This window comes from Arthrobacter sp. 08Y14 (assembly GCF_002929455.1).
Taxonomy (GTDB): domain Bacteria; phylum Actinomycetota; class Actinomycetes; order Actinomycetales; family Micrococcaceae; genus Arthrobacter_B; species Arthrobacter_B sunyaminii.
The window spans coordinates 1,063,442-1,086,599 of sequence record NZ_PJIX01000002.1; the positions used below are offsets into that span (position 1 = coordinate 1,063,442).

Genomic DNA, 23,158 nt, shown 5'->3' on the forward strand with positions numbered 1-23,158 from the left:
CGGACTTTACGTTTCGGCCGGCGGGTCCTCCCCCACCAGCCCGTCAATCGACTCTCTGATCAGATCTGCGTGCCCCACATGGCGGGCATACTCCTCGATCAAATCAATCAGCATGCGGCGAAGGCTCCCCGATTCCCCGCCGACGGCGGGGAGCATCCGGTCAAGCCCTCCGACGTCCAGCGCCTCGGCAAGGCTTGCTCTGGAACGGACAGCGGCGTCGTTCCACAGGCGGTAGAGATCCTCGGGACTGTCGTTGGCGGCAGTGCGCCAGTCCCAGTCTTGATCGTTCTCCCAGTCCACGGTGTTCCACGGAGCACCAGGGTCCCGGCCCCACAGCCGCCAGGAGAAGTAGATATCCTCCACCCCGGCCAGATGCTTGAGCAGCCCACCGAGTGTGATGGCGGAGGAGCCCAGTTTCACGGCCAGTGCTTCGGCATCCAGACCCGCTGTTTTCCAGGCGAAAGTTGCCCGCTGCCGGTCCAGGGAACCGGCAAGGGTTTTCGCTTCGGTCCCGGCCAGCGGCGGCTCAATGCGGCCGGCCGAGTTGTTGTCGGTCATGCCGAGCTTATGTTTCCGGCCAGCTCGGCCCGGAGCTCCTCATTCTCAGAGGTCCACTGCCTGAGCCCAATAACAACCTGGTCGAGAAAGTCGTCAACCTCGTCCGGCGAATAACCTCCGCGGAGTTTGTTGGGAGGGAAGTCGTGTAAGACCACCTCTTTAGCTGTGAGAATGGGTTCGGTAATAGTGACAGGTTCGCTCAGGGGGTTCGCCTTCTTCAGGTGCAGGCGTTCATTTTCCTCCTGGAGCCGCTGGAATTCCCGAACTATTCTGTCAAGGAAGGCATTAACCTCCTGCCCGTCGTATCCCTCCCCGAGTTTCACCGGCTGGAACCGCTTGGAGGCAACTTCCTCAGCAGTCATGGTCTGTTTCATCCTTGACTTCGGTCTGGGCTTCTCCTGAGGCGCTGCCATACCATCCGGCGTCCTCTTCGGCTTGAAAGACTTCCAGATAAAGACAACCAGCAGCACTACTGCAATAAGTGCCGCGAAAAGAATCACGTTGCCGCCACCACCGTTGTCACCCTGAGCAAACAGCGACATTCTTTCCACCGACATGGGTGTCCATTTCTCGTTGGGATCCGTGCATATCGAAGTCTTCATTCCCGTGACCGAGCCCGAGGCTAGCAGTTTTGGGAATCCCAAGCCAGCATAAAAGACCAGTAGTTCCTCCATCCGGGGTGCGCACTTCGCAAGTTGGCCGTTTGCGGCTCGGCGTTAAAGACAGCAGCACCGGACCTGTGGGTCCGATGCTGCTGTAATGGTGCACATTTACATAAAGACTAGAAGTCCCAGTCGTCGTCTTCCGTGTTCACGGCCTTGCCGATCACGTAGGAGGAACCGGACCCGGAGAAGAAGTCGTGGTTCTCATCCGCGTTCGGGGAGAGTGCGGACAGGATGGCCGGGTTCACGTCCGTCACGGTGGACGGGAACATGGCTTCGTAGCCCAGGTTCATCAGCGCCTTGTTGGCGTTGTAGTGCAGGAACTTCTTGACGTCTTCGGCCAGGCCGACGCCGTCGTACAGGTCATGCGTGTACTGGACTTCATTTTCGTACAGCTCGAAGAGCAGTTCGTACGTGTAGTCCTTGATCTCGGCCTTGCGCTCTTCGGAGGCGCCTTCCAGGCCCTTCTGGAACTTGTAGCCGATGTAGTAGCCGTGCACGGCCTCGTCACGAATGATCAGGCGGATCAGGTCTGCCGTGTTTGTCAGCTTGGCCCGTGAGGACCAGTACATCGGCAGGTAGAAGCCGGAGTAGAAGAGGAAGGACTCCAGCAGTGTGGAGGCCACCTTGCGCTTCAGGGGGTCATCGCCGCGGTAGTAATCCGTGACGATGTGTGCCTTCTTCTGCAGGTTCTCGTTCTCGGTGGACCAGCGAAAGGCCTCGTCGATCTCCTTGGTCGAGCACAGGGTGGAGAAGATCGAGGAGTAGCTCTTGGCGTGTACGGATTCCATGAACGCAATGTTCGTGTAAACCGCTTCCTCGTGCGGCGTGAGCGCATCGGGGATCAGGGAGACGGCACCAACAGTGGCCTGCATGGTGTCCAGCAGGGTCAGCCCGGTGAACACGCGCATGGTCAGCTGCTGCTCTTCCGGGGTAAGCGTGTTCCAAGACTGCACGTCGTTGGACAGCGGCACCTTTTCCGGCAGCCAAAAGTTGTTGACCAGGCGGTTCCAGACTTCCACGTCCTTATCGTCCTGGATCTTGTTCCAGTTGATCGCCTGGACGCTGTCGATCAGCTTGATTTTCTCTGTCATGACTCCGATTCGCTTTCTGAAGAGAGACTTTGTGTGGCTGAGTTCTCGACGCAATACCTGCAGTCGGCCTTCTCAATACCTTTATTGGTGTGATGTCTGGTGTGGGCGCTGCGGTGACTTGAGGGCATGGGACGGCCCAATCGAGCCGCAGACATTTTTGCCCTGGTTTCCGTGCTGGCCTGCTTACCAAAGTTCGGGTTGCCTGCACCTGTCCTAGCTTCCGACAGTTCCTGACGGGCTACCGCCGTCATGGAATGTCCGAATCCGGGATGCTCGGCGCCGAACTTGCCGAAGTTAGGATTCTCCTGACCAGCGTACTGGCCCTTCCGCTCCTCCGCCCATTTGAGGCGTTGCTCCGGAGTGTGCGACCGCCCATAGAACGGGTTTGCTTCGCCGAAGCGGCTGAGCCCTTTTCGTCCTGTGGACCTAAGCCGAGCAGCTTCACGCTGCTCGGCCGTCCATAGGACTCCTGTGGGGCCAAGACCGCCCTCCGAAAGATTCAGAAGGCGGTGCCCATCCCTTTTCAAGTAGGCAATCCAATCGATTTCTGACTGGCCAAGGTCGGTCAGGTCCCATACTTCCTGCAGTTCATCTGCCCGAACCCCCTGTTGGTCCTGCTTGCGAAGCCAGTCATAGAAGGGGGTCTTGCGGCCGTCCCGAGCACACTTCAGATGCTGAGCGAAACGACGAGCGACGGTCTTGGTGGTCATTCCCACATAGCGGTATTCCCGCTCTCCGCGGAGCCGGATGCCATAAACAAACCCCACCGGTGCCGTCGTCGTCGTTTCCATGCCGGCTACCTAACGCCTACAGCATGCAGGAGACGCAATTTTCCACCTCAGTGCCCTCAAGCGCGAGCTGGCGCAGGCGGATGTAGTAAATGGTCTTGATGCCCTTGCGCCATGCGTAGATCTGCGCCTTGTTGATGTCACGCGTGGTGGCGGTGTCCTTGAAGAACAGCGTCAGGGACAGGCCCTGGTCCACGTGCTGTGTGGCAGCGGCGTAGGTGTCGATGATCTTCTCGTAGCCGATTTCGTACGCATCCTGGTAGTACTCCAGGTTGTCGTTCGTCAGGTACGGAGCCGGGTAGTAAACGCGCCCCAGCTTGCCTTCCTTGCGGATCTCGATCTTCGCGGCCACCGGGTGGATGGAGGAGGTCGAGTTGTTGATGTAGGAGATGGAACCCGTGGGCGGCACAGCCTGCAGGTTCTGGTTGTAGATGCCGTGCTCCATGACCGAAGCCCGCAGCGCAGCCCAGTCTTCCTGGGTGGGAATGTGGATGCCCTGGAACAGTTCGCGCACGCGCTCCGTCTTCGGGACCCACTCCTGGTTCACGTACTTGTCGAAGAACTCTCCGGTGGCGTACTTGGAGCGCTCGAAGCCGGCAAACTTGCGGCCGGTCTCGATCGAGAGCAGGTTCGAGGCCCGCACCGCGTGGTAGACCACGGAGTAGAAGTAGATGTTCGTGAAGTCGATGCCTTCTTCGGAGCCGTAGTACACCCGCTCCCGTGCCAGGTAGCCGTGCAGGTTCATCTGGCCCAGGCCGATGGCGTGCGAGGCGTCGTTGCCCTTGGCGATGGACGGCACGGAACCGATGTGGCTCATGTCCGACACGGCGGTCAGGGCGCGGATGGACGTCTCGATGGTCTGCCCGAAGTCCGGGGAATCCATCGTCTTGGCGATGTTCAGCGAACCGAGGTTGCAGGAGATGTCCTTGCCGGTCTCGGCGTAGGACAGGTCATCGTTGTACGTGGTGGGCTCGGAAACCTGGAGGATCTCGGAGCACAGGTTGGACATGATGATCTTGCCGTCGATCGGGTTTTCCCGGTTCACCGTGTCTTCGAACATGATGTACGGGTAGCCGGACTCGAACTGGATTTCCGCCAGGGTCTGGAAGAACTCGCGGGCCTTGATCTTGGTCTTCTTGATCCGGGCGTCGTCCACCATCTCGTAGTACTTCTCGGTGACCGAGATGTCGGAGAACGGCACGCCGTAGACCTTTTCGACGTCGTACGGGGAGAACAGGTACATGTCCTCGTCGCGCTTGGCCAGCTCAAAGGTGATGTCGGGAACGACGACGCCGAGGGAGAGGGTCTTGATGCGGATCTTCTCGTCGGCGTTTTCCCGCTTGGTGTCCAGGAACCGGTTGATGTCCGGGTGGTGGGCGTGCAGGTACACGGCACCGGCACCCTGGCGGGCGCCGAGCTGGTTGGCGTAGGAGAAGCTGTCCTCGAGGAGCTTCATCACGGGGATGACGCCGGAGGACTGGTTCTCGATCTGCTTGATCGGCGCGCCGACTTCGCGGATGTTCGTCAGGGCGAAGGCCACGCCGCCGCCGCGCTTGGACAGCTGCAGGGCGGAGTTGATGGAACGGCCGATCGACTCCATGTTGTCTTCGATGCGCAGCAGGAAGCAGGAAACGAGCTCGCCGCGCTGGGCCTTGCCGGCGTTCAGGAAGGTGGGGGTGGCCGGCTGGAAGCGGCCGCCGATGATTTCGTCCACCATCTGGGTGGCAAGCTTCTCGTCGCCGCGGGCCAGGTGCAGGGCAACCATGCACACACGGTCTTCGTAGCGCTCCAGGTAACGCTTGCCGTCAAAGGTCTTCAGCGTGTACGAGGTGTAGAACTTGAAGGCACCGAGGAAGGTTTCGAAGCGGAACTTCTTCTTGTAGGCGCGCTGGTACAGGTCCTTGATGAAGTTCATGGAGTACTGGTCGAGAGTTTCCTTCTCGTAGTACTCGTTCTTGACCAGGTATTCCAGCTTCTCTTCCAGGTCATGGAAGAACACGGTGTTGTTGTTCACGTGCTCAAGGAAGTACTGGCGCGCAGCAGCGCGGTCGGCGTCGAACTGGATCTCGCCGTTCTTGCCGTACAGGTTCAACATGGCGTTGAGCTCGTGGTAACCGAGGTCCTTATAGGCCGCGGGGAGCTCCTCGGAGTCCGTCATGCCGGCTTCTGCGACTGATGCGTCCAAAACTCTTCCAATCCTTCGTTAACTTTGGCGACGTCGTCGGACGTGCCCATGAGTTCAAATCTATAGAGAACGGGGACCCTGCACTTCACGGAGACGATGTCCGCCGCCAGGCAATAGGATTCCCCGAAGTTTGTGTTTCCGGCGCCGATGACTCCCCGAATCAGGGAGCGGTTGCGTTCGTTGTTAAGGAACTTGATGACCTGTTTGGGAACGGCGCCGCGTGCTGCTGCACCGGGCTGCGCCGCGGTGCCCCCGTAGGTGGGCAGCAGCAGGACAAAAGGCCGCTGGGCCAGCAGGGTGGGTTCGGAGGTGTGCAGCGGGATTCTTCCCGCCTGCGTGTCCAGTTTTTCGACGAAGCGCCCGGTGTAACCGGATGCCGATGAAAAGAAAATCAGGGGCGCATCGGTCATCGGATGCTCATCTGCTGCGGATCCCGCTTCCGGGCCAAGCCCGGTGCGGTCTGCTATCCCCAGTGACATGGTTCCTGCGCTCCTGACGGTGCGGGTATTGCGGTGTGGTGCGGGTGCTGCGGAAGCCGTTTTAGGCGACCGAGGTTACCGATGCCTGAGCCAGCGCGTCGATCTTGTCCGGCCGGAAACCTGACCAGGAATCCTGCTCGGTAACGACGACGGGAGCCTGCATGTAGCCCAGTGCGCGAACCCGTTCCAGGGCCTCGGCATCCTGGGACATATCCACGATCTGGTACGTGATGCCCTTCTTGTCCAGCGCCCGGTAGGTAGCGTTGCACTGAACGCAGGAAGGTTTGGTGTAAACCGTAACGGTCATGGTTGGTCTCCCCTATGTGAAGCCTTGAAGTCTGTCCATTGATACTACATCCAGACACTACATCTAGTGCGCAGCTCCAGCGGGAACCCCAAGATGATGTATTACAAGTATGTCATTCCCCCGGCCCGTCGTCCACAGCTAATGCACAGGGCTGGCAGGAAAATTCCGTGAATTCCCGCCGGAGGGCCGAGGGTTCTCCACAGCCTGTGCAGAGCGAACGCACAGCTTAGGCGGCGTAGCGAAGGCCACAATTTCATCGCGTGTCGCGGTACGACGGCGTGTCGCGTCCGGCGCGGATAAAGTGGTCGACGGCGGCATCCCCCGTAACCGCGCCCTGGCCCTGAAAGGCGGCACCAGTGGTAAACCCGATCCACCTCAAGACCCTCCTGGAAGTCATCCGGGTGGGGTCCTTTGCCGCCGCCGCCCTCCGGCTCGGATACACCGCTTCCGCCGTTTCCCAGCAGATGTCAGCACTGGAGCGCGCCACCGGCACCCGCCTGTTCGAGCGTTCGGCCCGAACGGCAGTGCCCACGGAAGCCGCCGTCGTCATGGCCCGCCACGCAGCCAAGGTTCTCACCGATATGGAAGCGCTAATGGCAGCCTCGGCCCGGGCTGAGGCCGGAACCAGCCACGAGCTGCGCCTGGGCATCTTTCCCAGCCTCGCCACCTTTGCCCTGCCCCGCCTGATCCGTTCCCCCGGCTGGCAGGATTTGGGCATCAACCTCAAAATCCACGTCGCTGAACCGGGCCAGACCATCCAGGGACTGCGCACCGGAGGCGAGCTCGACGTCGCGCTCATCTACCAGGTGGGGCAGGGCGGGTTGGCCTGGCCCTCCACGATGAGCCGCCAGTGGCTCGGCGACGATGACTTCCGGGTGGTCCTCCCCCGGTCCTGGGGCATCCGGGAGGGATCACAGGTCTCCGCCGAGCAGCTCTCGGACATGCCATGGATCATGCACCACCCGGGGACGCCCGATGCCCTGGTCATTGAACGGCTTTTCGCCAGCTGCAATCTGCATCCCCGCGTGGCTGCGTACTGCGATGACTTCAACGCAAGCCTGGAGATGGCCGCCGCAGGACTCGGAGCGGCACTGGTCCCGGAGCTGGCCATGCTCAACCGGCACGACGACGTGGTGGTTCTGGATGTGCCCGAAATCCGTCTTGCCCGCAGCATCTTCGCACTGCTCATCAATGAACGGGAAAATCCGCAGGTCCGCCTGTTCCTGCATCAGCTGGCCGAAGTACTGAGGACCCGGAGCATCGCACCGCGAACGACGGCGGGACTCTGAACCGAACCGGCACCGGCGCCTGTGTGATCTGCGTTGCTGAAATCGGCTCGCGGGCGGGGCTCGGTCCATACTGAGCTGATGCCCTCTACCGGAAACCTCTTTCGCCGAACCGGCCAGTTGCTGCGGGGAACCTCGCTCACTGCCCTCCCGACGCGTTTCGCCGGCATACTGCGGTACACCCGTGTCCAGCTGGCCATCAAAGCTGCCATGGCAGTGGCAATCGCCTGGACCGTTGCGCCCTTCGTGCCCGGTGTCGCCGCGCAGTACCCGTACTACGCTCCCTTGGGCGCCCTGGTCAGCATGTACCCCACCATCTCAGGTTCGGTGAAAGCCGGCCTTCAAACGCTGGCAGGCCTCGTTGCGGGCATTGGGCTGGCTCTGGCGGGCCTACTCTTGGGCAGCCCCACCACTTGGACCATCGCCCTGGTTGTCGGCTTCGGAGTCCTGCTCGCAGGTATCCCCAAGCTGGGTGCGGGCCGGGACTACCTGCCCATGGCTGCCCTGTTTGTGCTGGTGGTTGGGATTGACGATCCGGACGGCTACTCTCTTGGCTACACCGTGCAGATGCTGGTGGGGGTCGTGGTGGGCCTGACCATCAACGCCGTCGTCTTCCCTCCGCTGCATCTCAGCGGCGCCGTGGACGGTCTTGCCTCGCTGCGCCTGTCGCTGGCGCGCCAGCTCAAGGACATGGGTCAGGCCATCTCCGAGTCCTGGCCGCCGAAACATGAGGACTGGTCCAACAGGCGCACAGAACTTATCTCCTTCAGCCGGGAGGTGCGGGAGTCCGTCCAGCTGGCGGACACCAGCCGCCACGGCAACCTGCGCAGCCGCCGCCACAACCACGACCTGGATGCTGATTACCGGGCACTGCGTGCCATGGAGCGCGTCACCCTGTACGTGGAGGACATGACCGAAGTCCTTGCCACCGCGATCTGGACCAGTCCGAAGGACATGCCGGTGCCCGAACAGCTCTCCGAACAGCTCTCCGAGGCCATGCTGGCCTGCGGAGAGGCCGTGGAAAACTGGGACGCGGACAGCGAGGAATACTCAGCAGCACGGGATGCGGTGCTCAAGCTCCAGACCGATATGAACACCGCGGCGTCCCCGGACAGTCCCGTGGACGTCACAGCATCCCTGGCGATGAGTATGCGCCGGGTTCTGCGCACGATTAGAACCGAAGAAGACCAGCCCTAGCCGCGGGAGTGGCAACCTGGGCCTTGACGGTCTCCGGCAGCGACCGGATAAAGACGGCGCCGCTGCCGGTTCCCACCAGCCGCTAACCGGCCTCGGGCAGCAAGCCCAGCTCCGCCAGCTGCCGGGTCATGCCGGCACCGTCCGGAGCGTAGATCCAGGGAATCTCGGCCGGCCGCTCGCCCGACCGCGACGGCGAGCGGCCGCCGGCCAGGACGGCTTCCCCGGCTGAAAGCTGGCGGATGGCGATGGCCCGGACATTCTCCGGATGCCGTTTGGCGAATTCAGCATAGATCGCTTCGTCGTGTTGGCCGTTATCCCCGATCAGCAGCCATTTGATCTGCGGGAACTCCTTCGCCAACCGCTCCAGCTGTGTCTTCTTATGCTCCGGTCCGCTGCGGAACCAGCGGTCCCGGGTGGGACCCCAGTCGGTCAGCAGCAACGGACCGGCCGGATAGAGGTTGCGGGTGATGAATCGGGTCAGCGTCGCTGCCACATTCCACGCGCCGGTGGACAGGTACAGCACCGGGCTGCCGGGATTTTCCCGGGACAGCCGGTCCATCATCACGGCCATTCCCGGAGTGGGCGTGCGCGCATGCTCATCCAGCACGAAAGTGTTCCATGCCGCCAGGAACGGCCGCGGCAGGGCGGTCACCATGACGGTGTCGTCAATATCGGAGACCACTCCCACCCGGGCGGACGGATCCACAATGTACACGGGCGCGGCGGCGGCTTCGGAGTCTTCCGACCGCAGCGTCACCGTGGTCCAGCCCGGCGTCAGCTGCACGGGGATTACGACGTCGATGACACCCCCGCGGTCAGCGGTCACGGGATAGCACTCATCGCCGATTTCCACCGTGACCGATGCCTTGTTGATGGGCGGGCTCATGAAGTTGCGCCAGCCGCGGATGCCGTCGCGGATAGCTTTGGCACCGGCCGAATTCTCATCGGGCGAGGCATAACCCGGCTTGGCGAGGATGACCCGCCCCAGGACACGGACCCACTCGGTGGTTCCATAACCGGTGAACGGCAGGACGGTTTGGATTTCACCGCGTTTGCGGGCCCGGCCTTCGCGGTAACTGTGAAGGGCATCTTCCAGACGCATGCCAATGTGGCTGGCCTGCTCTTTGACGGAGGGAGCAGCACCGGCGGACGCGGAGGGGCTGGCTGACGGGTCTGAGGGTGTAGACGACATGGCTCCAGTCTGTCAGACACGGCCGCCGGCTGCTGTCGCCCGCCGAAGCACCCGGCCGTGCGGCTGATCGGGGCGGGAACAGACAAAAAGAAAACCGGCAGCACCGTCCGAAGACAGCACTGCCGGTTTCTGCCGGCTGCGGATCAGCGCCGGAACTGTGAAGTCATGGGGCAGTCAAAGGGATCCCTCGCCGAGAGGCCCACCGTGTTCAGGTACCGCACAACAATCCCGTAGGACTGCGTCAGGGACGTTTCGGTGTACGGAATCTTGTGCTCGGCGCAGTATGCCTTGACGATCTCCGAGGCGCGCGCCAGGTGCGGGCGGGGCATGTTCGGGAACAGGTGGTGCTCAATCTGGTAGTTGAGCCCGCCCATCAGCGTGTTCATGCCCTTGCCCTTGATGTTGCGGGACGTGAGGACCTGGCGGGAGAGGAAGTCCACCTTGGAGTCCTTGGGGAGGATCGGCATGCCCTTGTGGTTGGGAGCGAAGGAGGCACCCATGTAGACGCCGAACACCGCCAGCTGGACACCGAGGAAGGCAAAGGCCATGCCCACCGGCAGGAAGAAGAACACTGCACCGACGTAGAGACCAAGGCGCAGGAAAACCATGGTCAATTCCGTGAAGCGGCCCTTAATCTGCTTGTTGGCAAACAGGTGCTTGATGGACGTGGCATGCAGGTTGATTCCCTCGAGCATCAGCAGCGGGAAGAACAGCCAGCCCTGGCGGCGGGCAAACCAGGCCATGAAGCCCTTTTGGCGCGCAGCCTGCTCCGGAAGGAAGGAAATGGTGTCCATGTCGATGTCCGGATCCTTGCCCACCGTGTTGGGGTTGGCGTGGTGCCGGCTGTGCTTGTTCATCCACCACTGGTAACTGATCCCGACGACGGCGTTGGCAACAAAGCGGCCAGCACGGTCATTCGCGGGACCGGACTCAAACACCTGCCGATGGGCTGCCTCATGGGCAATAAATGCCAATTGAGTAAACAGCACGCCCAGCGCTGCAGCAATCAGCAGCTGGAACCAGCTTTCACCGATGAGGAAGAAACCCGTGCCTGCGGCCACTAGCCCGGCGCAGAGAAAAACAAACGTCGTGATGTAAAAGGAACGGCGCCGCTTTAGCAGGCCTTCATCACGGACGGCCTTCAGCAAACCTGAATAGGCGCTGACGACGGAATTGGTGCGAGTCTTCGATGCTGCTCGTTTGGCTGGTTGTGCAGTTGTGCTCATGCGGCCCTCTGGGTCTTTCGGCTTCCCAGCCGTCGGTATACGAGCAAGTTCTGCTCTATAGATATCTCCCACCCTAACCCGAATCCGGCCGAGAACCTTGTGATCGGGCGCACAGATAGTTCTTCCTTTGCGCAATCCGGCGGATCTACGCGTGCGTCACGCCGTACGATGGGCCTCAGCCGATCGAAGGAATCTCCTTGACCAACGCCCCCGCACATAGTGGAACCAGTGCCCCACCCCGGCCCCGGTGGTGGTGGGGCTTCGCACCGTTTGCGGCATTCTCCGTCATCCATGTCGGTGCCCGCCTCGCCGGTGCAGCCGATATCGCGGAACCGACCAAGCTGACGCTGATGCCGCTGCTCGCCGTCGCCGCCGTGTGGGCAGTCCGCGGTGCCGGCCGTGCCGGCCTCCGCCGATCCGGCCGCGTGTCCAGCGCCGCTCTGCCCTCAGCTCTCCTGTTGGCGGCGCTTTTCTTCTCCTGGCTTGGCGACGGCGCCGGTACCTTCTTCCCGTTCGCCCCGGAGCTGCCGGTGATGCTCGGTTCCTTTGGCATTGCGCACGTCTGTTACATCTGGCTCATGGCCCGATTCGTGGCACATCGGCCGTTCCCCCGGTGGGCGCTCGTGTTTGCGTTGTGGTGGGTACTCATGCTGCTGGTGCTGTGGCCGGCTCTGGGCAACCTGACGTTGGCCGTGGCGGCTTACGGGATCGTGCTTGCCGGCACAGCGGCCACGGCCGCACGGTGCAGTCCGATGGTTTCAGTCGGCGGCGTGCTGTTTCTGTCTTCCGACACGATTCTGGCGCTGCGTATCTTCATGCCCGAGGTGATGCCAATCTGGACCAGCGCTCTGGTCATGCTGACCTACTGTGCGGGACAGGGCCTCATTGTTGCCGGCCTGCTGCGAAGTACATCCGCAGCCGACCGGCCCCAATAACCCGCGCCCCGGCCGATCGGCAGCGGTCAGCAAGCCCGCGGTCGCTGGTGACCGCCGTGACGCTGCGACCGCCTGCCAGCAACTGCTCCACCTCAGCCACCACCGCGTCATCCCCGGACCCATCCGCCCTGGCCAGCCTGACCAGCGGGTCCGGATCTTCCGCGCCGGCGACCTTTCGCGCTTGTCCCTCTACAACCACCACGTATTCAGGGAACCAGACAGCGTCCGGAAGCCCCAGGGGCTCTCCGGGAAGCCCCCGTGCAGCCAGGGCAGAAACTGCATGGAGCAGGCGTGCTGCCGCCCCGGCGCGGTCTTTCCACCAACCGTCCGGGACCACCCCAACAACGTTCGCGGCGTCGACAACCACCACCGGGCGGATGTCCAGCAACGGCCGCAGCCACCGCCAGGACCGGGCAAAAGCGGGGTGCAGCGGAAGAGCCTGAACCTCATCCGGGGGGACCCAGGCCAGCGCATGGCTCTCGGCGTCGCTGATCACGGGCTCGAACGGTACCGTCACGTCACCGATGAGGGTCGCGTACGTCCACACGCCCTGGTCCAGCACGCTCATCATGCGGACCCGGATGGACGCGGCCGGCACACCGGCTTCTTCTGCGGCTTCCCGCAACGCCGCCGCCGCTGCGGACTCGCCCTCATGCCGGGCACCGCCGGGCAGGGCCCAGGTATCCCCGTAATGGCTCCAGGAAGCACGGTGCTGAAGCAGGATTCCCCGCTCCGGATCCACGGCGAGAAGCCCGGCAGCACCATATTTCCCCCAGTAGCGCTGACCGTCGGGCCCAGCCACCCAGGCATCACCGGCGTTCCGCGTGCCCGTGGCACGTCCTGGCGTCGCTGCGGGGCGGTGCGGCTCATTGGCGGCAGAGGGTTCAATGATCATGCGGCCACCCTATGGAATCGCAGCGTGCCTTCACTGCTGACGCTCCGAGGATGCGTTCAGTTCCCGGATCAGGGTTGATGCGTCGATGTGTCCGGCATGCCGCACCATGCCGATAAAGAAGGTGGGGGTGGACGACAGGTCCATGAACTCAGCGTCCAGCGCGTCATCCTTGACCCGATTGGCTACCGGTGCGGACTGCAGGTCGTCGCGGAACTGTTCCATGTCCAACCCCAGGTCTCCGGCATAACCAATCAGGTCCGCGGAATCCAGATGCTCCTGTCGCCGGAACAGCAGCTGGGAGTATTCCCGGAATGCACCCTGCCGGTCCGCGGCCTCACTGGCGCGCGCGGCCTCCTCCGCATGCGGGTGCACACGGCTCAATGGCAGGTGCCGCCACACATAGACCAGCCGCGGTCCAAAGTGCTCCCGGACTTCATCAATGGAACCGGTGGCCCGCGAACAAAACGGACACTCAAAATCGCCGTATTCAATAAGCTGCAGCGGGGCAGAAGGATCCCCGCGGAAATGGTCCCGCTCCGGATCAAACGGCCGAGCCAGGATGCGTCCGGTAGACGACGGAGGCTGCACCCGGTCCAGAATGCGAAACCAGGCCCAGCCCAGGACGAAGGCGGTGCCGGACGCAGCGAGGATTCCCACCCGGGCCTGCGCCTGCAGGGCGGGATCTTCCACCGCAAGTTCCACAATGAACAGGGAGATGGTGAAACCAATTCCGCACAGTGCTGCTCCTCCGCCCACCCGGGCAAGCGTCAGCCCGGGTGCCAGCCGGCCAAGGCCTGAGGCGCGCATCATGGCGGCGGCTCCGGTGATGCCCACCGTCTTGCCGACCACCAGCGCGGCAATGATGCCCCACGTCAGACGGGAAGTCGCTGCGGCCGCCAAAGTTTCACCGTCCAGCCGAACACCGGCATTGGCGAGGGCGAACAGCGGCAGTATCAGGAAGGACACATATGGCCCGTAGGAACGCTGGAGACGTTCATTGATGGAAATGGATTCTTTCAGGCTGCGCGCCGTGGCCGCTGCGTATTCCGGGCTTGGCGACTGCCGGAAGGCCCGGGCTAGTTCCGCGGTCCGCTCCACCTGCCCGCGGCGCGGAGGGAAAACCGGAATGAGCAGTGCAATGGCCACCCCCGCGAGCGTAGGGTGCACTCCGGAGGCATACAGCGCGGCCCATGTCGCCAGGCTAAGCACTGCGTAAGCAGGGCCGCGTCCAGCGGGCAGGAACCGGACCAGCCCCACCAGAGCCAGCAGGGCCACCGAGATGAGCAGCGGAACCGGGTCCAGGTCCGTCGTGTAAAAAACGGCAATTGCCGCCAGCGCTCCGATGTCGTCCACCACCGCCAAGGTGAGAAGAAATACCCGCAGCCGGCCGGAGGACTTTGGTCCTGCCACCGCCAGGGCTCCCACCAAAAAGGCCGTGTCCGTGGAGATCACTGCGCCCCACACTGCGGCGTTCTCGCCGGTGGGGTTCAGGAGCAAAAAGATGCCGGCCGGAACCACCAGCCCGGCCAGGGCACCCGCCACGGGGACCACCGCCCGCCCCGGTTCGGTGAGCTCACCGATGGTGAACTCCCGCTTGACCTCCAGCCCCACGGTAAAAAAGAAGAGAGCCATCAGTCCGTCATTCACAAGGTCGTGAAAGGTCATTTCCACCGCAGAGCCGCCTATGCGGAGGTCGACGGCGGTGCCCCAGAACTGCGCGTAGGTTGCCCCGAAAGGCAGGTTGGCCCACAGCAGCGCAAGAAAGGTGAAGGCAAGGAGCAGCGCGGCCGAAATCTTCTCCATGATCACGCGGCTGCCAGAGCGCGGGGGCAGCATCCGGGCAGATCACCCATCCCTGCATCCTGCCACGGAGGCGGTGCGGGCGGACAGTCCGTCAACAAAAAAATGTCCCGCTGTTAGGCGGGACATCTTTTATTAAAGTTTTGGTGGAGCTGAGGGGATTCGAACCCCTGACCCCCTGCATGCCATGCAGGTGCGCTACCAGCTGCGCCACAGCCCCAAAACAAGTGCTTATCCGGTGACTTCTTCTCTACCGGGTTTCCACCGCAAATCCTTCGATTTCCCGAAGAGTTTGGTGGAGCTGAGGGGATTCGAACCCCTGACCCCCTGCATGCCATGCAGGTGCGCTACCAGCTGCGCCACAGCCCCAATAATCTATTTCAACTATGCCCGAATCCCTGGAATTTGTATCCCCCGGGCCGAAGCAACTCCTCTACTTTAGTACAGAAATAACGGAGTGCAAAATCGAACTACACCGGTGAAATTTGTGTCCTGCTGCGGACCTGTCCGTCCGGCGGACTAGCCTTCCAGCGGGCCGCTGGGGAGGGAGTCGAGTCCCACATTGTGCTGGGCCAGATTCCAGCGCACGCCGCCCCCGGAGGCATCGCGTTCCTCCAGCACCGACCAGTGGCAGTTGGATACTCCGCTGATGACCGTCCATGAGTTCGTGGGCAGGCCCAGCAACGCGCAGATGCCGGCGCGAATGGCACCTCCGTGGCTGACCGCCACCAGGGTTCCGCCCGGTGCCAGGGCATCGGCGGCCTCAGTGACGGCTTCGGCTACCCGCCGCCCCACATCGACCCGGCTTTCGCCGCCGCCGGCCCGCACGTCACCGCTGCCGGCAGACCAGCCGGCCTGTTCCTCGGGAAACTTGGCGGAAATGTCCGCGAAGAGCATGCCCTCCCATGCTCCTGCGAAGGTTTCCCGCAGCCGGGGGTCTGTGTCCACAGGTTTGCCGGTGACCGTCCCCAGAGCCTGCGCGGTTACCAGTGCACGGCGCAGGTCTGAGGAAATAACGGCATCGGGATGCAGGTGCGCCAGCACAGCGGCTGCTTCCACGGCCTGATGGGCGCCGGAAGGATCCAAGGCGATGTCCTGCTGGCCCTGGAACCTGCCCGCACGGTTCCATTCCGTCCGGCCGTGCCGCCAAAAGACAACTCGCCTACCGGTACGGGCCGGATCCCAGGCCGCGGAAGAAGTCACAGCCGGGTGTTATTCGGCATCCGGCACGGCCGGTGCGGAAGCAGCCGGAGCAGTCTCGTTTTCGATCTGCAGGTCAACGGCCGGGCAGTCTTTCCACAGGCGTTCCAGCGCGTAGAAGACACGGTCTTCCTCATGCTGGACGTGCACCACAACGTTGGCATAGTCCAGCAGGACCCAGCGGCCTTCGCTGCGCCCCTCGCGGCGCACCGGCTTCAGGTTCTTCTTGGCCAGCTCCTCTTCGATGCCGTCCACGATGGCGTTAACCTGGCGCTCATTGGAGGCAGAGGCAATCAGGAACACGTCCGTGATGGCCAGGCGTTCGCTGACGTCGATGGCAACGATGTCGTTAGCCAGCTTTTCGGAGGCTGCCTGGGCTGCCACCCGTGCGATGTCGATGGATGATTCGGTGGCGCTCAAAGTGTCTCCTTGTATAACGTCAGCTGCCAAAGCCGCCGACGATCATTGCTACTGAAATGATCAGGGCAAGAATGCCCAGACCACCAACTCCCAGCGATACAAAACGCAGTCGCCGGGTGCGGCCGAGTCCGGCCGTCTTTACGTCCAACGGGTCAAGCCCGAAAGCGCTTCGTGCACCGACTGGCTTGGCGCCGTCAGCAGGATCAAGTGGCGCGTTGACCAGGGCATCAGCCCGGGCCAGAATGCGCGAATGCCGTACATCGGCGGAAGCCGGAGTCCGGCGAACCTCAAAGCGTTTGTCTCCGCCGCGGGGAGAGCCCTGAGGCGGTGCGGGGACCGTCTTGCCGGCCTGCTTCGGCGTGGTGGAAGTGACAACAGGCACGTGCGAGGTGGGCGGGCGCCGCATGACCGGCCGGTCCACGCCCGGAACCTTGACGAATTCCAGCGGGGTGACCATCGCCAGGTTGTGGGCAGTGGAGGGATCATTAGCGGACGGCTTGCGCTGCTCGTTCTCCTGCGAGATGCGCTGCATGTTCTGCGTGCGCCGGTTCAGTACCGCCGCGCGCTCCGCCAGCGCCTTCTGCTGGGCCAGCAGCTCAAGATCGACGGCGGTGGGATCCTTCTCCTGAATGGCCTCCATGGCTGCCACTTGGTTCCGGGCCTGCGCCTGCAGCGCTTCCCGCGCCACCAGCGCCTGTTCCACCGTCATGCCGGCAATATCCGCATTGGGATCGGCACTCTTGGGACCGCTGCCGCCGCCCGAAGCGGCTGCGGCAGGTTTCCCTTCCGATGCCGAATCCTGCGCCGGTGTGCCTTGCGGCGGAGTATCCTGCTGGGCGCGGCGGCGCCGGTCACGGCGTCCGCCTTCCCGGACCGGAGGCAGCGCTGCGGGCGGTGCGTCCACAACAGCGGCGGCGTCGGCGTCGCCGGAAGGCTTGGAGGGAACCGGTTTGGGGGCGGGGTCGGCTCCGGCCCGCTGCTGCTGCATCAACCTCAGCTGGCGGCGGGTCGGCGGATTCGCCGATTCATCCGGGCGCGGCTGTTTGTCGGCCAGGGCTTTGTACGCACGCAGGGCCTCACGGTCCCTGGCCCGCTGCTGGGACTCCCTTTCGCGGGGCCCTACAGGGGCGTCCACCGGTACGTCAGCCGCGCGGCGGCTGCGCCGCGGTGCGTCTGCGGACTCTGGACCGTTAGTCATTTCCTACCCATCCGGTTTCTTTGATTAAGCTACTGGCTCTGAGGTTGCAGGCTCTTTGGCATGCTGGCTTTCAGCGGCATAGAGCCCGTGCTTGGCGATGTACTGCACCACTCCGTCCGGCACCAGGTACCAGACGGGTTCTCCGTCGGCCACCCGCTCCCGGCAATCGGTCGAGGAGATGGCCATGGCCGGCACCTCAAGCAGGCTGACATCATCCCGGCCCATGTTTTCCAGCACATGTCCCGGACGGGTCACACCCACGAAGTGGGCCAGGGACCACAGCTCCTGGATGTCTTTCCAGGAGAGGATCTGTGCCATGGCATCCGCACCGGTGATGAAGAACAGTTCCGCATCAGGGCGCGACTCCCGCAGGTCCCGCAGCGTGTCGATGGTATAGGTCGGTCCGGGACGGTCAATGTCCACGCGGCTGACCGTAAAGCGGGGATTGGATGCCGTTGCAATGACGGTCATCAGGTACCGGTGCTCCGGCGGACTGACTTCCCGTGCCGACTTGTGCCACGGTTCCCCGGTGGGCACAAAGACAACTTCGTCCAGACCAAAAACGGAGGCCACTTCGCTGGCCGCCACAAGGTGACCATGGTGGATGGGATCAAACGTCCCGCCCATAACGCCCAGCCGGACCCGCCGGCCTGCGTGTTCCTGCTCCGGCTGTGCCGTCGGCAGATACGTTTCCTGTGATCCCACTGGGGAATCAGCCCTCGATACCCTGGCCGTGGTCGTGCTTGTTCGGGAACTGACGCTGGGGATCAACATGCTCGGGGGTTGCGTCGTGACGCTGTCCCACGCTCTGGAAAGAGATGGTTGCGAACATCAGCACCAGGAAGGCGCCCATAATAATGACGCCGTACATGATCGGGTCCATCGGAATGGAGACGTGGTGTTCGGCCGTCTCGCTGGCAGCAAGTACGGCGCTGGAAAGCTGGGTCAGCATGAATCTCCCCTAGAGAGCTATGAGTAGTTGAGCCCGCCGGCCGCAGCAGACGGAGTAGTGGTTTCCAACAAGTCTACGCGTAAGCGCGGGTGACCCGCACCCGGCGGGGTCCGGGGCGCGCTGCGCGCACTCCGGACCCGCTGCGGCTGCGCATCAGATCCGGATTTGGCCGTCGCCCTGGACAATCCATTTGGTGGTGGTCAGTTCCCGCAGCCCCATCGGACCGCGGGCGTGCATCTTCTGCGTGGAGATGCCCACTTCGGCACCCAGGCCGAGTTCCCCGCCGTCGGTGAAGCGGGTGGAGGCATTGACGATCACCGCTGCGGAGTCGATCTCCGCTATGAAGCGTTCGGCGTTGGCAAGGTCATTGGTGATAATCGCCTCCGTGTGGCCGGTGGTCCAGCGGCGGATGTGGGCCAGCGCTTCATCCATGTCATCAACCATGGCCACGGCGAGGTCCAGGTCCATGTACTCACGGCCCCAGTCGTCATCGACAGCGGGCTGTGCATCGACACCGGACGGAAGCATGGCCCGAACCCTTTCATCGGCATGGAGCCGGACGCCGGCGGCAGCCAGTGCCGCCAGGACGTCCCCGGCGGCAGCCGCATCGCGGTGCACGAGGAGGGTTTCAACAGTGTTGCAGACGCTGGGCCGCTGGGTCTTGGCGTTGAGCAGGATGTCCACGGCCATCTCCACCGGGGCGCTGTGGTCCAAATAGATGTGGACGTTGCCCTCCCCTGTTTCGATCACCGGCACGGCTGCGTTGGCGACCACGGCCTGGATGAGGTCGCGTCCCCCGCGCGGAATCAGCACATCAACTTTTCCGCGCGCCTTCATCAGGACATTGGCGCCGGCCCGCCCGTACGCGTCGACACTCTGCACGGCGTCCGCCGGGAGCCCGACGGCGTCCAGGGAGTCGCGGATGATATCCACGAGCACGGCGTTGGTGTTTTCCGCCGCGCTGCCGCCCCGGAGCAGGACGGCGTTGCCGCTCTTCAGTGCCAGCCCGGCAATATCCACGGTCACGTTGGGGCGGGCTTCGTAGATGGCTGCCACCACCCCCATGGGAACGTGCACTTGGCGCAGCCGCAGCCCGTTGGGCAGGGTCTGCCCGCGCGCCACCGAGCCCACCGGGTCCGGCAGGCCGGCCAGCATCTGCAGGGCGGCCGCCAGGCCGTCAATCCGTTCCGGCGTCAGGGTCAGCCGGTCCAGGAGTGCCTCGGAGGTTCCCTTTGCCTTCCCGGCGGCAACGTCTTTCGCGTTGGCAGCCAGCACCAGGTCCTGTTTGGCAACAATGTTCCTGCTGATCTCCTGCAGGCCGAGGTCCTTCCAGGCGCGGTTCGCCCGGGCCAGGCGCCGGGCCGCAATTCGGGCCCGGTCGGCCGCTGCGTGGACGCCTGCCTCGACGTCTTCGGCTGCAGTTCGGAAGCTGGATTCCTCCGGTGTTCCGGATCCGGCCTGTTCGCTTTCGGCTGTTTCATCTTCGACGATGTCGGAATGTGCATTCACGGTGCTCATCCTCCCAGTGTATTGGCGGGCTCGGGGCTGGCAACGGCGGATCCGGGCGCCGCGGACGCACCGGACGGCGGTCCGGAAGGCGCTCCCCCGGATTTGTGGTCCTGCAGGATGACCAGGTCATTCACGTGCACCACGGCGCGTTCGAAGCTGCGCCCCAGTTCCTTGGACAGTTCACGGGTGGACCGTCCAAGCATCTGCGGCAGCTCATCGGACGCGTAGTTGGTCAGGCCGTGGGCAATAACGTTTCCGGCCGGGTCGGAAATGGCCACCGGATCGCCCGGCTCGAAGTGTCCCGTCACGGCGGTGATGCCCGCCGCCAGCAGCGACCGGCGGCGGTCCGCAACAGCCTTGGCGGCGCCGTCGTCCACCACCAGCGTGCCCTGGATCCGGGCTACGTGCGCCAGCCAGAGCAGCCGGACCGGCTGGCGGCGGCCGCGGCCCACAAACCAGGTGCCCACGTCCTCGCCTGCCAGGGCAGCTGCGGCATTGGCCGTGGACGTCACCAGCGCGGGAATGCCGGACTGTGCCGAGATGGTGGCGGCTTCCACTTTGGTGGCCATTCCGCCGGTGCCCACACCGGCTTTGCCCACCTTGCCGATCCGGACGTCTTCCAGGTCCTGCATGCCGGTGACCTGCGGTATGCGCACGGCGCCTTCGGAGGGCGGCCCGTCATAGAGCGCATCGACGTCGGAGAGCAGGATCAGCGCGTCGGCTTTCACGAGGTGGGCAACAAGGGCGGCCAGCCGGTCATTGTCGCCAAAACGGATTTCGTGGCTGGCGACGGTGTCATTTTCATTCACGATGGGCACGACGCCGAAATTCAGCAGCCGCTCCATGGCCCGGTTGGCGTTGGCGTGGGTGGTGCGTCGCATCAGGTCCTCAACGGTGAGGAGGACCTGGCTGACGGTGACGCCGTGGCGTCCGAAGGCTTCCGTGTAACGGGCCATCAGCAGTCCCTGTCCCACGGAGGCAGCAGCCTGCTGGGAGGACAGCTGTGTGGGGCGCTTGGCCAGTCCCAGCGGCGCCAGTCCGGCGGAGATGGCGCCGGAGGACACCAGGATGATTTCGGTACCTGCTGCCCGCCGGACCGCCAGGACATCCGCCAACGCGGTGAGGGCTTCATCGGAAATGCCGCCGGCAACGGTGGTGAGGGAAGATGAGCCCACCTTGACGACGATGCGCTGAGCCCGGGCGAGCCCTGAGCGGGAGCGAAGCGCCCGTTTGGGCGCAGGAACAGTGGTCGGGGATGCTGTGTGTTCAGTCATGTCTCCACCACTTTATGCGTATCCTGCGCCCAACCGGGCAGTGTGAAGCCGCTATTCTCCGTCTTTGGGAGCTGCCGGCGGATTGTGCTTATAGTTCACCGATTCGGTCCAGATACCGGCTTTACGCTCGGCTTCGAGCTCAGCCCTCGCCGCCGCCCGTGCATCCCGGCGGGCCTGATGATCTTCCTTCTTCTCCTCGCGGGTGGGACGGGAGAACTCCTCGATGCGGATGTCAGATCCGCGCGGGGAGGCTGCCAGCAGCTCGGCGCCGCCGATCATGGTCGGTTCCCAGTCGAAGACGACGCCGTCGCCCTCGCCGATCACCACGGCATCGCCGGGCTTGGCACCGGCCTTGAAGAGCTTGTCTTCCACTCCGAGCTTGGCCAGGCGGTCGGCCAGGTAGCCCACGGCCTCGTCGTTGGTGAAGTCGGTCTGCTGCACCCAGCGAACCGGCTTATCCCCCAGGACGCGGAACAGCGGTTCCAGGTTGCGCTCTTCCTTGCGGATGGTGAAGCCGCCCTTGGCGTCGGCATTCCGGATGCGCAGCGTGGGGGTCTTGACCCGGGGCGGCGCGCTTTCAACGGAGGCACGGGCGTCACGGACAATTTCTGCCATGGCGTAGCCCAGGGCCTTGAGGCCCTCGTGGCTGGAGGCCGAGACTTCGAAGACGCGGTAGCCGCGCTTCTCCAGTTCCGGGCGCACGAATTCGGCCATGTCGCGGCCGTCGGGGACGTCCACCTTGTTCAGGGCGACAAGCCGAGGGCGCTGGTTCAGCGGAACGACGTCGCCGTCGGAGCCGGCGAAGCTCATGTCCACGGCGTACTTCTCGAGCTCTTTTTCGATGATGTCCAGATCGCCCAGCGGATCGCGGTCCGTTTCCAGCGCGGCACAGTCCAGGACGTGCACCAGCGCGGCGCAGCGTTCAACATGGCGCAGGAAGTTGTGGCCCAGACCCTTGCCTTCGGAGGCGCCCTCGATGAGGCCCGGGACGTCGGCCACGGTGAAACGGACGTCGCCGGCCTGCACCACGCCCAGGTTCGGTACCAGGGTGGTGAAGGGGTAGTCGGCAATCTTCGGCCGGGCCGCGGACATGGCGGCGATCAGCGAGGACTTGCCGGCCGACGGGAAGCCCACCAGCGCGATGTCGGCAATGGACTTCAGTTCAAGGACGATGTCCCGCTCGTCACCGGGCACACCCAGCAGTGCGAAACCCGGAGCCTTGCGCTTCTGGGAGGACAAAGAGGAGTTGCCCAGCCCACCCTGGCCGCCGGCGGCAGCAATGTACTCGGCGCCTTCACCCACGAGGTCGGCGAGGACTTCGCCGTCCTTGCTCTTGACGACGGTGCCGTCCGGAACGGGCAGGATGAGGGTCTCGCCGGTCTTGCCGTTGCGCCAGTCACCCATGCCGTTGCCGCCGTTGGTGGCGTGGCGGTGCGGAAGATGGTGGTAGTCGAGCAGCGTGGTGGAGCTGGAGTCAACGCGCAGGATGACGTCGCCGCCGTCACCGCCGTTGCCGCCGTCGGGTCCGCCCAGGGGCTTGAACTTTTCACGCTTGACGGACACGCAACCATGGCCGCCTGTACCGCCCGAAACATGCAGCACTACGCGGTCTACAAAGCTGGCCATGGTTCTCCTTCAAAGGAACTACTTGATCATGCCAATTCTACTTGGCTTAAAAGACGACGGGGCGGGCCTGATGGCCCGCCCCGTCGGAAAAGCTAATTGCCGGTGATTACTCGGCGGCTGCAGCAGCCACGATGTTCACGACGCGGCGGCCGCGACGGCTGCCGAATTCAACTGCGCCTGCTTCGAGGGCGAACAGTGTGTCGTCGCCTCCGCGGCCAACGCCCTCGCCCGGGTGGAAGTGGGTGCCACGCTGGCGGACGATGATCTCGCCTGCCTTAACAACCTGGCCGCCGAAACGCTTTACGCCGAGGTACTGGGCGTTGGAGTCGCGACCGTTGCGAGTGGAACTCGCACCTTTCTTATGTGCCATTTTCT

At 63.7% G+C, this 23,158-nt stretch carries 23 protein-coding genes and 2 tRNA genes; 3 read left to right on the top strand and 22 right to left on the bottom strand.

What is annotated here, in order from left to right:
• Nucleotides 1-6 precede the first annotated feature (6 nt).
• From CXR03_RS11465 to nrdH, 7 genes are all read right to left on the bottom strand, one after another.
• Complete coding sequence (locus CXR03_RS11465; RefSeq protein WP_104103874.1) at nt 7-558, bottom strand: DinB family protein; 552 nt, start codon at nt 556-558, stop codon at nt 7-9.
• Nucleotides 555-1,232, bottom strand: a complete 678-nt coding sequence (locus CXR03_RS11470; protein ID WP_104103875.1) for a DivIVA domain-containing protein — start codon at nt 1,230-1,232, stop codon at nt 555-557. The genes CXR03_RS11465 and CXR03_RS11470 overlap by 4 nt, the downstream gene beginning before the upstream one ends.
• Before the next feature lie 107 nt (nt 1,233-1,339).
• Nucleotides 1,340-2,314, bottom strand: a complete 975-nt coding sequence (gene nrdF / locus CXR03_RS11475) for a class 1b ribonucleoside-diphosphate reductase subunit beta (RefSeq protein WP_104103876.1) — start codon at nt 2,312-2,314, stop codon at nt 1,340-1,342.
• Nucleotides 2,311-3,105, bottom strand: coding sequence for an NUMOD3 domain-containing DNA-binding protein (locus tag CXR03_RS11480; RefSeq protein WP_104103877.1), 795 nt, complete (start codon nt 3,103-3,105; stop codon nt 2,311-2,313). Before CXR03_RS11480 ends, nrdF begins: the two co-directional genes overlap by 4 nt.
• 16 nt (nt 3,106-3,121) lie before the next feature.
• The gene (gene nrdE, locus CXR03_RS11485) at nt 3,122-5,260 is read right to left on the bottom strand and encodes a class 1b ribonucleoside-diphosphate reductase subunit alpha (RefSeq protein ID WP_104103878.1); all 2,139 of its coding nucleotides are present in this window, start codon (nt 5,258-5,260) and stop codon (nt 3,122-3,124) included.
• A complete protein-coding gene (gene nrdI, locus CXR03_RS11490; RefSeq protein WP_258060082.1) occupies nt 5,257-5,697 on the bottom strand; it encodes a class Ib ribonucleoside-diphosphate reductase assembly flavoprotein NrdI in 441 nt (146 codons plus the stop codon). Before nrdI ends, nrdE begins: the two co-directional genes overlap by 4 nt.
• 130 nt (nt 5,698-5,827) lie before the next feature.
• Complete coding sequence (gene nrdH / locus CXR03_RS11495; protein WP_104053933.1) at nt 5,828-6,073, bottom strand: glutaredoxin-like protein NrdH; 246 nt, start codon at nt 6,071-6,073, stop codon at nt 5,828-5,830.
• Between the two features lie 356 nt (nt 6,074-6,429).
• Between nrdH and CXR03_RS11500 the strand changes: the two genes are divergently transcribed.
• Nucleotides 6,430-7,362, top strand: a complete 933-nt coding sequence (locus tag CXR03_RS11500) for a LysR family transcriptional regulator (protein WP_104103880.1) — start codon at nt 6,430-6,432, stop codon at nt 7,360-7,362.
• A gap of 78 nt (nt 7,363-7,440) precedes the next feature.
• A complete protein-coding gene (locus CXR03_RS11505; RefSeq protein ID WP_146070490.1) occupies nt 7,441-8,556 on the top strand; it encodes an aromatic acid exporter family protein in 1,116 nt (371 codons plus the stop codon).
• Between the two features lie 82 nt (nt 8,557-8,638).
• Here the strand turns inward: CXR03_RS11505 and CXR03_RS11510 are convergent, their stop codons facing one another.
• Complete coding sequence (locus CXR03_RS11510) at nt 8,639-9,658, bottom strand: App1 family protein (RefSeq protein WP_237686944.1); 1,020 nt, start codon at nt 9,656-9,658, stop codon at nt 8,639-8,641.
• A 233-nt stretch (nt 9,659-9,891) separates the two neighbouring features.
• Complete coding sequence (locus CXR03_RS11515; RefSeq protein ID WP_104053929.1) at nt 9,892-10,974, bottom strand: acyl-CoA desaturase; 1,083 nt, start codon at nt 10,972-10,974, stop codon at nt 9,892-9,894.
• Nucleotides 10,975-11,171: 197 nt separating this feature from the next.
• Here CXR03_RS11515 and CXR03_RS11520 point away from each other — a divergent pair, with 197 nt between their 5' ends.
• Complete coding sequence (locus tag CXR03_RS11520; protein WP_258073603.1) at nt 11,172-11,909, top strand: lysoplasmalogenase; 738 nt, start codon at nt 11,172-11,174, stop codon at nt 11,907-11,909.
• On the opposite strand, the gene CXR03_RS11525 is transcribed toward CXR03_RS11520, so the two are convergent.
• The 13 genes from CXR03_RS11525 to rpmA all read right to left on the bottom strand — a co-directional run bounded on the left by CXR03_RS11525 (nt 11,857) and on the right by rpmA (nt 23,153).
• Nucleotides 11,857-12,804 (bottom strand): NUDIX domain-containing protein, encoded by a 948-nt coding sequence (locus CXR03_RS11525; RefSeq protein ID WP_104103883.1) that lies wholly within the window; start codon nt 12,802-12,804, stop codon nt 11,857-11,859. The genes CXR03_RS11520 and CXR03_RS11525 overlap by 53 nt on opposite strands.
• 30 nt (nt 12,805-12,834) lie before the next feature.
• Nucleotides 12,835-14,607, bottom strand: a complete 1,773-nt coding sequence (gene nhaA, locus CXR03_RS11530; RefSeq protein WP_258073604.1) for a Na+/H+ antiporter NhaA — start codon at nt 14,605-14,607, stop codon at nt 12,835-12,837.
• Nucleotides 14,608-14,748: 141 nt separating this feature from the next.
• A tRNA-Ala gene (locus CXR03_RS11535) sits at nt 14,749-14,824 on the bottom strand.
• Nucleotides 14,825-14,897: 73 nt separating this feature from the next.
• A tRNA-Ala gene (locus CXR03_RS11540) sits at nt 14,898-14,973 on the bottom strand.
• A gap of 150 nt (nt 14,974-15,123) precedes the next feature.
• Nucleotides 15,124-15,807 carry a histidine phosphatase family protein gene (locus CXR03_RS11545; RefSeq protein ID WP_104103885.1) on the bottom strand — a complete coding sequence of 228 codons (684 nt, stop codon included), beginning with the start codon at nt 15,805-15,807 and terminating at the stop codon, nt 15,124-15,126.
• Between the two features lie 9 nt (nt 15,808-15,816).
• Nucleotides 15,817-16,224, bottom strand: coding sequence for a ribosome silencing factor (gene rsfS, locus CXR03_RS11550; RefSeq protein WP_104103886.1), 408 nt, complete (start codon nt 16,222-16,224; stop codon nt 15,817-15,819).
• Between the two features lie 19 nt (nt 16,225-16,243).
• Complete coding sequence (locus CXR03_RS11555; protein WP_104103887.1) at nt 16,244-17,422, bottom strand: hypothetical protein; 1,179 nt, start codon at nt 17,420-17,422, stop codon at nt 16,244-16,246.
• A gap of 24 nt (nt 17,423-17,446) precedes the next feature.
• A complete protein-coding gene (gene nadD, locus CXR03_RS11560) occupies nt 17,447-18,127 on the bottom strand; it encodes a nicotinate-nucleotide adenylyltransferase (protein WP_258073605.1) in 681 nt (226 codons plus the stop codon).
• Between the two features lie 7 nt (nt 18,128-18,134).
• Entirely contained in the window at nt 18,135-18,374 is a 240-nt protein-coding gene (locus CXR03_RS11565; RefSeq protein ID WP_104103889.1) for a hypothetical protein, read from the bottom strand.
• 153 nt (nt 18,375-18,527) lie between these two features.
• Nucleotides 18,528-19,892 (bottom strand): glutamate-5-semialdehyde dehydrogenase, encoded by a 1,365-nt coding sequence (locus CXR03_RS11570; RefSeq protein WP_104103890.1) that lies wholly within the window; start codon nt 19,890-19,892, stop codon nt 18,528-18,530.
• Nucleotides 19,889-21,157: a glutamate 5-kinase gene (gene proB, locus CXR03_RS11575; RefSeq protein WP_104103891.1), complete on the bottom strand. Its 1,269-nt coding sequence runs from the start codon at nt 21,155-21,157 to the stop codon at nt 19,889-19,891. Before proB ends, CXR03_RS11570 begins: the two co-directional genes overlap by 4 nt.
• Nucleotides 21,158-21,208: 51 nt before the next feature.
• Complete coding sequence (gene obgE / locus CXR03_RS11580) at nt 21,209-22,783, bottom strand: GTPase ObgE (RefSeq protein WP_104103892.1); 1,575 nt, start codon at nt 22,781-22,783, stop codon at nt 21,209-21,211.
• Nucleotides 22,784-22,889: 106 nt separating this feature from the next.
• Entirely contained in the window at nt 22,890-23,153 is a 264-nt protein-coding gene (gene rpmA / locus CXR03_RS11585; RefSeq protein ID WP_104053918.1) for a 50S ribosomal protein L27, read from the bottom strand.
• Between the last annotated feature and the right edge of the window lie 5 nt (nt 23,154-23,158).

Coding starts and splice junctions, on each gene's coding strand:
- CXR03_RS11465 (WP_104103874.1), bottom strand. CDS start 558: ATGACCGACAACAACTCGGCCGGCCGCATTGAGCCGCCGCTGGCCGGG.
- CXR03_RS11470 (WP_104103875.1), bottom strand. CDS start 1,232: ATGGAGGAACTACTGGTCTTTTATGCTGGCTTGGGATTCCCAAAACTG.
- nrdF (WP_104103876.1), bottom strand. CDS start 2,314: ATGACAGAGAAAATCAAGCTGATCGACAGCGTCCAGGCGATCAACTGG.
- CXR03_RS11480 (WP_104103877.1), bottom strand. CDS start 3,105: ATGGAAACGACGACGACGGCACCGGTGGGGTTTGTTTATGGCATCCGG.
- nrdE (WP_104103878.1), bottom strand. CDS start 5,260: ATGACGGACTCCGAGGAGCTCCCCGCGGCCTATAAGGACCTCGGTTAC.
- nrdI (WP_258060082.1), bottom strand. CDS start 5,697: ATGACCGATGCGCCCCTGATTTTCTTTTCATCGGCATCCGGTTACACC.
- nrdH (WP_104053933.1), bottom strand. CDS start 6,073: ATGACCGTTACGGTTTACACCAAACCTTCCTGCGTTCAGTGCAACGCT.
- CXR03_RS11505 (WP_146070490.1), top strand. CDS start 7,441: ATGCCCTCTACCGGAAACCTCTTTCGCCGAACCGGCCAGTTGCTGCGG.
- CXR03_RS11510 (WP_237686944.1), bottom strand. CDS start 9,658: ATGCGTCTGGAAGATGCCCTTCACAGTTACCGCGAAGGCCGGGCCCGC.
- CXR03_RS11515 (WP_104053929.1), bottom strand. CDS start 10,974: ATGAGCACAACTGCACAACCAGCCAAACGAGCAGCATCGAAGACTCGC.
- CXR03_RS11525 (WP_104103883.1), bottom strand. CDS start 12,804: ATGATCATTGAACCCTCTGCCGCCAATGAGCCGCACCGCCCCGCAGCG.
- nhaA (WP_258073604.1), bottom strand. CDS start 14,607: ATGGAGAAGATTTCGGCCGCGCTGCTCCTTGCCTTCACCTTTCTTGCG.
- CXR03_RS11555 (WP_104103887.1), bottom strand. CDS start 17,422: ATGACTAACGGTCCAGAGTCCGCAGACGCACCGCGGCGCAGCCGCCGC.
- CXR03_RS11565 (WP_104103889.1), bottom strand. CDS start 18,374: ATGCTGACCCAGCTTTCCAGCGCCGTACTTGCTGCCAGCGAGACGGCC.
- CXR03_RS11570 (WP_104103890.1), bottom strand. CDS start 19,892: ATGAGCACCGTGAATGCACATTCCGACATCGTCGAAGATGAAACAGCC.
- proB (WP_104103891.1), bottom strand. CDS start 21,157: ATGACTGAACACACAGCATCCCCGACCACTGTTCCTGCGCCCAAACGG.
- obgE (WP_104103892.1), bottom strand. CDS start 22,783: ATGGCCAGCTTTGTAGACCGCGTAGTGCTGCATGTTTCGGGCGGTACA.
- rpmA (WP_104053918.1), bottom strand. CDS start 23,153: ATGGCACATAAGAAAGGTGCGAGTTCCACTCGCAACGGTCGCGACTCC.